At 72.4% G+C, this 12,630-nt stretch carries 4 protein-coding genes (1 of these 4 cut by a window edge); all 4 read left to right on the top strand.

Annotation, left to right across the window (positions count from 1 at the left end; genetic code table 11):
- Tightly spaced (each overlapping or abutting the next), the 4 genes in view from ACZ3H8_RS13865 to ACZ3H8_RS13850 form a layout consistent with a single transcriptional unit that may run on beyond the window.
- A protein-coding gene (locus ACZ3H8_RS13865; protein ID WP_467401216.1) for an SDR family NAD(P)-dependent oxidoreductase crosses the window boundary here: on the top strand, positions 1 to 10,156 show its final stretch. It extends 11,378 nt beyond the left edge of the window; 10,156 of the gene's 21,534 nt are visible here — the last part of the coding sequence; its start codon lies off the left edge, out of view; its stop codon occupies positions 10,154 to 10,156.
- Entirely contained in the window at positions 10,156 to 11,145 is a 990-nt protein-coding gene (locus ACZ3H8_RS13860; RefSeq protein ID WP_467401214.1) for an LnmK family bifunctional acyltransferase/decarboxylase, read from the top strand. Before ACZ3H8_RS13865 ends, ACZ3H8_RS13860 begins: the two co-directional genes overlap by 1 nt.
- Positions 11,129 to 11,392 carry an acyl carrier protein gene (locus ACZ3H8_RS13855; RefSeq protein WP_391976592.1) on the top strand — a complete coding sequence of 88 codons (264 nt, stop codon included), beginning with the start codon at positions 11,129 to 11,131 and terminating at the stop codon, positions 11,390 to 11,392. Before ACZ3H8_RS13860 ends, ACZ3H8_RS13855 begins: the two co-directional genes overlap by 17 nt.
- On the top strand, positions 11,389 to 12,630 hold the full coding sequence (locus ACZ3H8_RS13850; protein WP_467401210.1) for a hydroxymethylglutaryl-CoA synthase family protein: 1,242 nt from the start codon (positions 11,389 to 11,391) through the stop codon (positions 12,628 to 12,630). The genes ACZ3H8_RS13855 and ACZ3H8_RS13850 overlap by 4 nt, the downstream gene beginning before the upstream one ends.

The following is a 12,630-nucleotide window of genomic DNA, read 5'->3' as shown; positions in this document are numbered from 1 at the left end:
GGCCGCGGAACTCGACGACCACGCGACCTTCGAGACGTACGGGATCGACTCCCTGGTCGGCCAGAACATCGTCTACCGGATGGAGCAGGACCTCGGCGCGCTGCCCGCCACCCTGCTGTTCGAGCAGCTGACCATCGATCAGCTCGCCCACCACCTGCGCACCGACCGCGCCGAGCAGCTGACCGCACTGCTCCGCCCCGCCGCACCGCAGGTCGAGGCCGCGCCGCCGGACCCCGCGCCGGTCGCCCCGGCTGCCCAGGCCGTGCGGACGCCGCCGCCCGTGCCCGTCGCGGAGCCAGCCCGCCCCCGACCGGCGGCGCACGGCGAGGCCGCCGACATCGCCGTGATCGCGGTCAGCGGACGCTACCCGGGCGCGCCGGACGTGGAGACCTTCTGGCGCAACCTGGAGGACGGCCGCGACGCCATCACCGAGGTCCCCGCAGACCGCTGGGACTGGCGGGCCACCTTCGACGCCGAGCGCGGCCGCAGCGACCGCAGCTACAGCCGGTGGGGCGGATTCCTCGACGACATCGACAAGTTCGACCCCGCCTTCTTCAACATCCTGCCGCGCGACGCCGCCGACATCGACCCGCAGGAACGCCTGTTCCTGGAGACCTGCTGGGACCTGCTCGACCGCGCCGGCTACCTCGGCGGCTCCACCCACGAGACGATGACCGGGGTGTTCGCCGGCGTCATGTACGGCTCGTACGGGCGACTCGCCGCCACCGGCTGGGCGCACGGCAAGCTCTCCGGCGCACACTCCGCGTACTGGTCGGTGGCCAACAGGGTCTCCTACCACTTCGACTTCCAGGGCCCCAGCTTCGCCGTCGACTCCGCCTGCTCCTCCTCGCTGACAGCGGTCCACCTCGCCGTCGAGAGCCTGCGCCGCGGCGAGTGCCGGATGGCCCTCGCGGGCGGCGTGAACCTGATCCTGCACCCTGCGCACCACGTGTCGCTGTCCTCGCTCAACATGCTGGCCGGGGACGGCGCCTGCAAGGTCTTCGACGAGCGCGCCGACGGCTTCGTGCCCGGGGAGGGCGTCGGCGCCGTGTTGCTCAAGCCGCTCGCCGACGCCGAACGCGACGGCGACGAGATCCTTGCCGTGATCAAGGGCAGCACCGTCAACGCCGGTGGTAAGACCGGCGGTTACACGGTCCCCAACCCGCAGGCGCAGGCCGCGCTGATCGCCGAGGCGGTGCGCCGCTCCGGCGTCGATGCGCGCACCATCGGCAGCCTGGAGGCGCACGGCACCGGTACCGCCCTCGGAGACCCGATCGAGATCGCCAGCCTCACCCGGGCCTTCAAGGAACTGGGAGCGGCCCCCGAGGAGTTCCGCTGCGCCGTCTCCTCCGTCAAGGCCGCCATCGGCCACCTGGAGGGCGCGGCCGGAATCGCCGGACTCACCCGGGCCGTGCTCCAGCTCCAGCACGGCAGGATCACCCGATGCGTCAACCTGGAGAACGTCAACCCGAAGATCGCCTTCTCCGGTTCGCCGTTCTACCCGCCGCGCGAGACGGTCGACTGGCCCGCGCCCGCCGACGGCTCCCCGCGCCGGGCCGGCGTCAGCGCCTTCGGCGCGGGCGGCGCGAACGCCCACGTGGTGCTGGAGGAGTACCGCCCCCGCACCGCCCCCGCGAAGCCCCGACCGGACGACGGCGAGCAGCTGTTCCTGCTGTCCGCGCGCACCCGGGGCCAGCTGGTCCGCTACGCCGAGCGGGTCGCCGAACTGCTCGCCACCCCCGGCGGCGCCGAACTCCCGCTCGCCGCACTGGCCCGCACCAGCCAGATCGGGCGCCGCGAGATGGCCGAGCGGCTCGCCGTGCTGGCTACCGACACCCCGCAACTCGCCGACCGCCTACGCGACTTCGTGAGCGGGACGGAGAGCTCCGGGGTGGTCGCGGGCAGCGCCGGCGGGGACGTCGGCGGCTGGTCGCTGCTCGACGACGAGGACGGGGCCGCGCTGGTCGCCACCATGCTGGCGAAGCGTCGACTCCCGAAGCTGGCCCGGCTCTGGACGGCCGGCGTGCCCGTCGACTGGCAGGTCTGCTGGATCGCGCCGCCCCCCCGCAGGGTTCACTTGCCGCCCTACCCGTTCGAGCGCAGTCGGCACTGGCTGCCCGACTACTCCGCCGAGCCGCTCCCCGCGACCGCGGCGCCCGCCGCACCGGCCGAGCCGGCCACCGCCTGCCGGTACCTGCGCCCGGTCTGGGAACCCGAGCCGCTCGCCCGTGTCGCCACCCCGCTCCCGTCGACGGTGCTGATCGTCGCGGTGGACGAGGAACTCGGTGGGGAACTCGCTCGCCGACTCGACGGACGCGGCACCCGCGCCGTCCTGGCCCGCCCCGGCGCCGTCTTCGCCGCCACCGGCGAGGACCGGTACACGGTAGCCACCGGAGACCGCGAGGACCTGCGGCGGCTCGCTGCCCACCTCGCCGAGACCGGCGCGCTGCCGAACGCGGTCGTGGTCGCAGCCGGCGCCGACGGAGCCGATCCGGACGCGGGATTCCTCCCGCTGCTGTGGTCCTGTACCGCCCTGCTGGCCGCCGCCCCCGCGGGCACCGCGCTGCGCGCCGTCTACGCGCACCGCGGAGCGCCGCAGGACGCCCAGCCCGAGCACACCGCCGTGGCCGCCGCACTGCGCAGCCTCGCCCTGGAGGACAGCTCGTTCACCGGCAGCTGCCTCGCGGTCGGCCCGGACGGAGACACCGCCGGGCGGATCCTCGCCGACCTCACCGCTCCCGCCGCGGACGACGCGGTGGTCCAGACCGGCTACCAGGACGGCGCCCGACTGCTGCGCCGGCTCACCGAGTTCACCCCTGCCACCGGTGGCGAGCCCGCCGACCTCGCGCTCCGCCCCGGCGGCACCTACCTGATCACCGGCGGCGCCGGCGCCCTCGGCGTCCGGGTCGCCGAGTTCATGGCCGTCCACGGCCGCCCGATCAACCTGGTCCTGGTCACCCGCAGCGGACCCGACCGCTCCGCCCGCAACCGCCTCGACGAAATCGCCGGCAGGGGCGTCACCGTGCACTGGGAGCGCGCCGACGTCACCGACGCCGAACAGGCCCGCCTGGTGGTCGAGGAGACCATCGACCTCTACGGCGCACTGCACGGCGTCATTCACGCCGCCGGGGTCGTGCACGACGGCCGCGCCGTCGGCAAGGAACGCGCCGAGGTCGAGGCCGTGCTGGCTCCGAAGCTCGCCGTCGCCCACCTCGACCACGCGATCGGCGAGCGGCCACTCGACTTCTTCGCCGTCTTCTCCTCGCTGGCCGGCGAGGTCGGCAACATCGGCCAGGTCGACTACGCCTACGCCAACGCCTACCTGAACGGCTTCGCCGAGACACGCGAACGCCTGCGCGCGCAAGGCCTGCGGAACGGACGTACCGTCGCCATCGCGTGGCCGCTGTGGAAGGACGGCGGCATGCGGGTCGACGACGCCACCCTCCGGCTGTACGCCCAGCGCTGGAACATGATCCCGATGACCACCGAGACCGGCCTGCGGGTGTTCTGCCAGGCACTGGGCGGTGAGGAGCCGGTGCTGGTCGCTGTCGAGGGCGCCGCCACCGCGGTGCCCGCGGCCGCGGCCGCCTCCGCGTCCGCAGCTGCGCAGGTGTCCGCTCCGGCCCCGGCACCCGTTCGTACGGCGGTCGACCCGGACCTCGCGGTGCGGGCCGAACTGCGCCGGATCGCCGCCGGGTTCCTGCTGGTCGACGAGCACGAGGTCGATATGGACGGGGAGCTGCTGGACTCGGGCTTCGACTCGATCACGCTCACCCAGCTCTCGGTCGACGTCAACGAGACCTACGGTCTCGACCTGCTGCCCACCGTCCTGTTCGAATGCCCGACCCTCGACGACTTCGCCCGCTACCTGGTGACCCACCACGCGGACGTCATCTCAGGGACGGTCCGCCAGGCGACGGCGACCATCGCCGAGTCGGCACCGCCGCCGGCCGGGCCCGCGGCGGTGGTGACACCCCGGCCGGTCGCACCCGCCGCAGCCGTCGTCGTCGAGCCCGAGCCCGAGCCGGAGCCGGAGTCGGAGCCGGAGTCGGAGCCGGAGTCGCTGTACGGCCCGACGCCCATCGCGGTCGTCGGCGTCGCCGGCCGGCTGCCCGGCTCGACCGACCTGGACGCGTTCTGGCGGCACCTCGCCGCCGGGGACCACCTCGTCGGCCCTGTCCCCGCCGACCGCACCGACCTGCGCCAGGACCCGGAGACCCGGGAGCTGCGTGGCGGGTTCCTGGAGAACATCGCCGACTTCGACGCCGCGTTCTTCGGGATCTCCGCCACGGAGGCGGGCCTGATGGACCCGCAGCAGCGGCTCTTCCTCGAGGTGGTGTGGCGGGCCGTGGAGAATGCGGGCTACCGGCCGTCCGCACTCGCGGGCAGCGCCACCGGCCTGTTCGCGGGAGTCTCCACCACCGACTACGACGACCTGATGCGCACCAACGGCGTCGCGGTCCAGGCGCACACCGCCACCGGCCTGTCGCACGCGGTGCTCGCCAACCGGGTCTCCCGGCTGCTCGACCTGCGCGGCCCCAGCGAGGCGGTGGACACCGCGTGCTCGAGCGCGCTGGTGGCGATCCACCGGGCAGTCCGGGCGATCCTGGACGGCGACTGCGACCTCGCGATCGCCGGGGGCGTCAACGCGACGCTCAGCCCAGGCCTGTTCACCGCGTTCACCAAGTCCGGGATGCTCAGCTCCGACGGCCGGTGCAAGACCTTCGACACCGCGGCCGACGGCTATGTGCGAGGCGAAGGCGCGGGCGCGGTGGTGCTCAAGCGGCTCGACCGGGCGCAGGCCGACGGCGACCACATCCACGGCGTGATCCGCGCCACCGCCGTCAACCACGGCGGCCGCTCCACCTCGCTCACCGCCCCCAACCCCGAGGCCCAGGCCCAGGTCCTGGTCCAGGCGTACCACCGGGCCGCACTGTCGCCGGGCACTGTCAGCTACATCGAGGCCCACGGCACAGGCACCTCGCTCGGCGACCCGGTGGAGACCGAGGGCCTGAAGCGCGCCTTCGCCCAGCTGTACGCCGAGGCCGGCCTGCCGCCGGCCGCCCGCCCGCACATCGCCCTCGGCGCGGTGAAGACCAACATCGGCCACCTGGAAGCCGCCTCCGGAATCGCCGGCGTGCTGAAGACCCTGCTCAGCTTGAAGCACCGTCAGTTGCCCGCCTCCTTGCACCTCACCGAACTCAACCCGTACCTCCGCCTGGACGGCACCCCCTTCTACGTCAACGACCGTGCCGCACGCTGGGACGGCGTCGTCGACGGCGCCGGCCGGACCGTCCGCAGGGCGGGCGTCAGCTCCTTCGGTTTCGGCGGCTCCAACGCCCACGTGGTGCTCGAGGAGTACCACGACGAGACCCCGGGGTCCACCGAACTCCCGCCCGCCGCCCGGCTCTTCCCGCTCTCCGCGCCGACCGCCGCGGCCCTGCGCGACTACGCGGCGACACTCGCCCGGCACCTGGAGGCCAACCCCGACGTCGAGGCCGCCCGTGTCGCCTGGACCCTGCAGACCGGACGCGACGCCCACGCCGAACGCGTGGTCCTCACGTCCGCCGACCGCGACCGGCTGCTGGCCCAACTCGTCGCCCTCTCCAGGGGTGAGTCCACCGACGTCCCCTCCGACCCCGCCGCCCGCGAGTGGCTGGACACCGGCCGGACCGCATGGGCGTCCCACTGGCCCGCCACGCGCCCGCGACGCCTCCCGCTTCCCGGCTTCCCCCTCAACCCCGTGCGCCATTGGTTCACCCCCCGCACCGCCACCCCCGCCCCGGCGGTCCCCGCGACCGCCGAGCTTGTGGCCCGCACCGCTCCGCTCCCGACACCTGACACCACCCCGGTCCGGAGCCCGGGCGGCCTGATCAAGCTGACAGCGACCGCGACAACAACTGCCGCCGCCGCTACGGCCGGTGTGCCTGCGGCCCCGATTCCTGCCGTTGTCGCCGTCCCGGACCTGGCCGTTGTCTCCGCTCCGGCCCCGGCCTCGGCCTCCGTCCCGGAGCCTGTTGTCGTCCACGTGTCGGCGGAGGTCCGGGAGGAGATCGCCGGCCTGATCCACCTGCGGCTGGCGGAGATCCTCGGCCTGGATCCGGCGACGATCTCGATGACCAGTTCGTTCGTCGACCTGGGCCTGGACTCGATCTTCCGGATGGAACTGGTCCGCGGCCTCAACGACCACTACGGCCTGGACCTCAAGGCGGCCGACCTCTACGACTACGACAGCGTCGAGCAGTTGACCGCGGCCGTGGTGGTCGCCATGGAGGAGCCACCCGCACCCGAGCAGCAGTCAGCGCCAGCACAGGTACCGGCACCGGCGCCCGAGCCCGTCCCCCTCTCCCTCCCCACCCCCACCCCCGCCCCCGTCGGCGCACCGCCCGTCGGGTCCGCGCTCGACCCGCAGGAGCTGCTGGGCGACCTGATCTCGATGATCTCCGGCCGCACCCTCACCCCGGGTGTCGCGTTCGCCGACGACGGCCTGACGTCCTTCGACATGCTGCGCACCGTGGGCGCGCTGGAGAAGAGGTTCGGTGCCCAGCGCAAGACTCTGATGTTCGACCACCCGACGGTGCCCGCCCTGACCGAGCACCTGCTCGCCGAATACGGCCCGGCCACGACCGTCGGCCTGCGCGAGGTGCTGTCCTCGACGGCGGCCGGTCCGGAGCAGCCCGCCACCCCGACGCAGGTCGCGGCGCGGTCGCAGCAGCCGGCCGGCGGCTGGACGGTGCTGCGCAAGCGACAGTTGCCGCAGCGTCCGGAGCTGGCGGCGGCGGTCGCGGAGGTCGACGCGCGGTGGGCGAAGGAAGGTGGCCTCGCGGGGCGTGACATCGCGCCGCTGATGTTCCTGGGCACCGAGCGGGAGGGGTACTTCAACTTCTCGCGGAAGGGCGGGGTGCTGTTCGCGTGGAGCTATGTCGGCTCGCGCGAGTACTTCCCGAAGCTGATCGAGCAGTACGTCGCCTACGCGGACCGGCACGGTCTGCAGCCCAACTTCCTCTCGGTGGAACACATCGAGTCGGTGGCCGGTCAGCCGTTCACGGCCACGCCGTTCGGCGCGGTGCAGCGGCTGGACGATCTGAGCACCTTCACCATGGCGGGCACCCGGATGCGCCGGCTGCGCTACATGGTGAACCGGTTCGCCGCGGCGGGGGAGTGCGCCACCGAGGAGTACCGGGTGGGCAGCGATCACGCGGTCGACCAGGAGATCGTGGCGATGATGAGCCGCTGGGGCGAGACCAAGCAGATGGTCAACCCGTACGTGGCGGTGGTCAGCGAAGAAATCGGCCGGGGCCAACTCGCCGATCGGCACCGGATGTTCCTGACCCGGGTGGACGGTGAGCTGGCCAGCGCGATCATCGTGACGAAGATCCCGTCGGAGTCCGGCTGGCTGCTCGACCTGGAGTTCTACCCGAAGGAGGCGCCGCTCGGCGGTCTCGAGTTCGCGATCGTCCGGATCATCGAGAAACTGGCGGCCGAGGGCGTCGAGATCTTCAGCTTCGGCGCGAGCTTCGGCGTCAAGGCGGGCGAGTCCCCTAACTCCTCGCCCGAGGTGGAGAACGGCCTGGCCGAGCTGCGGACGGTCGGCATCTTCGACGAGGGCAACTTCCAGTTCAAGAACAAGTTCCGCCCGACCAACTCGACGATCTACCTGTGCCAGCCGGACGACGAGCGGCGCAGCGCGGTCGCCGACGTGATCCTGATGATCGCCAGCCCGGACCTGGAGACCACCGCGCCGGAGGCCCTTGACGACGTCTGGGCCCATTCCGACTCCAAGGCTGACTCCAAGGCTGAATCAAGGGCCGAATCCAAGGCCGACTCCGAGGCCGATTCAAGGGCCGAATCCAAGGCTGAATCCAAGGCCGCGTCCATGGCCATGGCCGAGGCTCCGGACCCGGTCCGGCCTGCTTCGCCCGAGCCGGCCGCGGCTCCCGCTCCGGAGCGTCCGGCACCCGCTCGGGCCGCCGTCCCGCAGCCGGCCGACAGCGTCTCCGCGTACGGCCACAACCCGATCACCCTGCCCACCTCCGCGGTGCGGTTCGACCTGATCACCGACTCGTGGGCCGAGCTGGCCACCCCGGCGGTGGCCGAGCGGACGGCCCGGCTGACCAAGGCGGCGGCGGGCGTGGAACTCGGGGCGGAGGGCCTGCCCCGAGTGCCATGGCTGGACTTCGAGTGCGTGGTGCCGACCCCGTCGGGGCGGACCGCGGAGGCGCTGCTGTGCCGTTCCTGGCCGGGCATCCGGCAGGCGGCCGTGCACAACGGGCTGTTCCCGACCTTTCTGATGAGCCTGGCCGACAACGGCTTCGAGCCGGTCGCGCTGCCCGACTGCCGGCCTGTCACCAGGACCGGCCCGTTCCGGGATGTCGACGTGGCGGCCCTGGAGCGGATCCTCGCGGAGCGGCCGGGCGGGGTGTCGATGATCTGCCTGGAACTCAGTGACAACGCCCAGGGCGGATACCCGATCTCGCTGGCGAACCTGCGCGAGGTGCGCCGGATCGCGGTGGCGGCCGGGGTCCCGCTGGTGCTGGACGCCACCCGGGCGCTGGAGAACGCGGCGTTCGTGGCGGAGCACGAGGAGAGCGCACAGAGGCGGGGCATCTGGAAGGTGACGGCGGATCTGCTGGCCACCGCGGACGCGGTGACGATGGGCCTGTCGAAGGACTTCGGCATCGACTTCGGCGGTCTGGTCGCCACCTCCCGCCCGGGCCTGGTCGAGCGGTTGCGGGAGCAGATCTCGACCCGCGGCCACCAGGTCAACCTGGCAGGCCGGCGGCAGATCGCGGCGGCCCTCGCGGACTCCGGCGGCGTGGCCGAGCAGGTGGGCCGGCGCCGGGCCGCGGTGAAGATGCTGTGGGGCCTGCTGTCACGGGCGGGCCTGCCGGTGATCGGCCCGGCGGCCGGGCACTGCGTGCTGCTGGACACCGGCGCGATGAAGCAGTTCGAGGACTTCGAGCACCCGGTGCCGTCCTGCCTGGACTGGATCTTCGAGCACACCGGCGTCCGGGGCGGCCCGCACCTGGCCACCGGTGCGGGCGCGGCGCCGCTGATCCGGCTCGCGGTCCCGGTCGGCACCGAGACCTCGGACATCCGGGAGATCGGCAAGCGGCTGGCCGGGCTGCACCGTTCCGGCCCGGCGCCGGTCGAGCTCATCCCGGTCGACCCGACCGCGGCCCCCGCGCAGGCGGTGTTCCACCCTGCGGCGGTGGTGCCGGAGGACATCAAGGCGGCTCTGCGCGAGGGCGTCCGCGCGAAGGACGACAACCTGGGCGTGCTGACCGACTTCGGCGCGCCGGTGGAGCACCGGATCGTCAGTGTCCCGCAGGGCGGCGAGGTAGAGGCCTTCATAGCGGGCACCGGGCCGACGCTGCTGTTCATCCACCCGTTCAACATCGGGGCCGGGGTGTTCCGCCACCAGTTCGCCGACCTCTGCGACCGCTACCGGGTGGTGGTGCTGCACGCCCCGGGCATCGGCCGCACCAACGCCTCCGCCGACCTCACCCTGCACGGCCTCGCCCAGGTGCACCGGGCGGCCCTGCGCGAACTCGGCGCGACCGGGCCGGTGCACCTCGCGGGTGCCTCGTTCGGCGGCCTGACCGCTCAGACCTACGCGCTGGAGCACCCGGACGAGGTGGCGTCGCTGACCCTGATCTGCAGCTCGTACAAGTGCGCCAACCGGGTCGGCGAGGTCAACCGCCTGGACGTGGTGCTGCAGGAGGACTTCGACAAGATCGCCGCCAGCGGCGCGCAGGCTCCCGACGAGCAGCGGCGCCTGCAACTGGAGGGAGTGCTGCTGCGTTCCGAGAGCATGGACCCGCAGACCGGTCTGCGCTACCTGGACGTGTTCGCCACCGAACCGGACCTGCTGTCCCGGCTGCCCCTGATCGCGGTGCCGACGCTGGTCGTCCAGGGCCGCTACGACTCGGTGATCCCGCAGAAGACCGCACACCTGCTGCACGGCGCGATCGCCGACTCCCGGTACGCGGAGATCGACGGGGCCGGCCACTTCCCGGCGCTCACCCAGCCGGAGGTGTTCAACTCCGTTCTCACCGCCTTCCTCTCCGAGCACGACACCGAGCACGACACCGGGCCCGACACCGAGCACGACACCGGGCACGACACACCGACCACCGTGAAGGGGGCGCAGTGATGCCCGGGACCCAGGATTCGCTGCTGCGGCCGGAGGTGTGGCGCGCCCCCGACGGCTCGGTCGGCCGGCTGGTCACCGTCAAACCCGGGATGTGCGGGCACAATTCGCTGTTCGTCGGCCAGGTGGGCGACTGGACCTGGGAGACCGTCAGCGAGGTCTGCGACACCGACGCGTTCAACGCGTTCAACGACCGGGGCCAGCCCACCTACCTCTCCTTCTACTACTTCAGGGTCCGCTCCGGCGGGCAGCTCCACCCGGGCGCGCTGACCTTCGGCGACCGGATCGAGACCACCTCGCGGGTGTTCGGCTACGGCAGCGAGTCGGTGCTGACCCTGCACCGGATCCGCCGACTGCCGCCCGGCTCCGAGGCGAAGCCCGAACAGGGCCTGGATCCGGACGAGTTCTTCGCGGCCCGGCAGCCCGACTGCCTGTACGTGCAGAACTTCAACCGTTGGGTCACCCGTAGTCACGCCGACAGCAACGAGGGACTGATCACCTCCGCGCCGGCCGACTTCCGGCACGCCCACCTGCCGCAGCTGCCCGCCGCCTACTCGCCGCGGGCCGCGTACGGGTCGGCCCGGGTCCGGCAGACCTTCCACGACCCGCAGGACCCGGAGTGGGAGGAGCTGGTGGCCGCGGACGAGGTCGAGTACCCGATCGACATCACCCGTGACATCAACGGCGTCGGACTCCTGTACTTCGCCTCGTACTTCTCCATCATCGACGGCGCCCTGCTCAAAATGTGGCGGAACCAGGGACGCGCCGACCGTAGATTCCTCGATCGAACGGTGCTGGATCACCAGCTCTGCTACCTCGGCAATGCCGACGGAGACTCGGTGCTGCGGATCCGGCTGCGCTCCTGGCGGCGCCGCGACGACCCGGCCGAGGAACGCTGGAACGCGGTGGTCGAGGACGCCGCGAGCGGCCGCTGCCTGGCGGTCTGCACCCTGCACGTACGACTGGAGGGCTCGAATGCCGCAGCGCAGTGACACCGACCGCGCCGCAGTGGCCCGCCTGGTGCACGAGACCGTCGCCGCCATCCTGCCCCAGGTGCCCGCCGAGCAGATCACCGGCGACAAGCACCTCAAGGACCTCGGCGCGGACTCGGTGGACCGGGTGGAGATCATCATGGCGCTGATCGACGCGCTCGGAGTGCGCGAGCCGATGGCCGGCTTCAGCACCGTGCCCGACATCGACGCCCTGATCGACTTCCTGGTGGAGGTGAAGCAGCGATGACCGTCCGGATCGGCATCGAGGCGCTGAACGTCCACGCCGGCTTCGCCCAACTGTCCACCGCCGAGCTGTTCGAGGGTCGCGGCCTGGATCAGGAGCGGATCGGCCACCTGATGATGCGGGCCCGCTCGATCGCCCTGCCCTGCGAGGACCCGATCACCAACGCCGTCAACGCCGCCGCTCCGATCGTCAACCGGCTCGCCCCGCAGGACAAGGAGCGGATCGAACTGATCCTCACCTCCAGCGAGTCCGGCGTCGACTTCAGCAAGTCGATCGCCTCGTACGTCCACGAGTTCCTGGGCCTGAGCCGCAAGTGCCGGGTGATGGAGGTCAAGCAGGCCTGCTACGCCGCCACCGGCGCCCTGCAGATCGCCGCCGGCTACCTGGCCTCCGGCGTCTCCCCGGGCGCCAAGGCGCTGGTGATCGCCACCGACGTGTCCATGGTGGACGCCCGGGCCGGCTACGCGGAACCCGCCACCGGCACCGGCGCCTCCGCCATGCTGCTCGGCGACGATCCTCGGGTCCTCGCCCTCGACCTCGGCGCGTTCGGCGCGCACGCCTACGAGACCATGGACTCGGCGCGGCCGATGCCGGACTACGACATCGCCGACGTCGACGGCTCGCTGTTCGCCTACCTGGACTGCCTGTCCAACAGCTTCGCCGACTACTGCGGCAAGGTCGCCGAAGTCGACCTGCGGACCACCTTCGACCAACTCGCCCTGCACACCCCGTTCGCCGGGCTGGTCAGGGCCGCACACCGCAAACTCATGCGGGAACAGGCCCGGGCCACCCCTGACGCCATCGAGGCGGACTTCGCCGCCCGGGTGTCGCCTTCGCTGGTCTACCCCAGCCAGGTCGGCAACCTTTGTTCCGGTTCCGTCTACCTGGCCCTGGCCAGCCTCATCGACAACGCCCCGTACCGGGGCACCGCCCGGGTCGGCCTGTTCTCGTACGGCTCGGGCTGCGCCTCCGAGTTCTTCAGCGGACTCATCGACGAGGGCTCCCGCGCCGCGCTCGCCGAGCTGGACATCGCGGGCCGGCTGAACGCCCGGGTCGAACTGGGCTTCGCCGAGTACACCGAGCTGCTCGCCGAGAACAGCCGTTGCCTGGTCCCGGTCGAGAACCGCAAGATCGAGGTCGAGCGCTACCGGCGCTTCTTCGACGCCGGCCCCGGCGGCCGGGAGCCGGTGCTGGCGTACCGCGGCACCGAGGGCTACCACCGCACCTACGAGTGGGTCTAG

Source organism: Streptomyces sp. NPDC002868 (genome assembly GCF_055563295.1).
The sequence above is the reverse complement of the archived record's forward strand: the minus strand, read 5'-3'. Positions and strand labels throughout refer to the sequence as shown.

Coding starts and splice junctions, on each gene's coding strand:
- ACZ3H8_RS13860 (WP_467401214.1), top strand. CDS start 10,156: ATGCCCGGGACCCAGGATTCGCTGCTGCGGCCGGAGGTGTGGCGCGCC.
- ACZ3H8_RS13855 (WP_391976592.1), top strand. CDS start 11,129: ATGCCGCAGCGCAGTGACACCGACCGCGCCGCAGTGGCCCGCCTGGTG.
- ACZ3H8_RS13850 (WP_467401210.1), top strand. CDS start 11,389: ATGACCGTCCGGATCGGCATCGAGGCGCTGAACGTCCACGCCGGCTTC.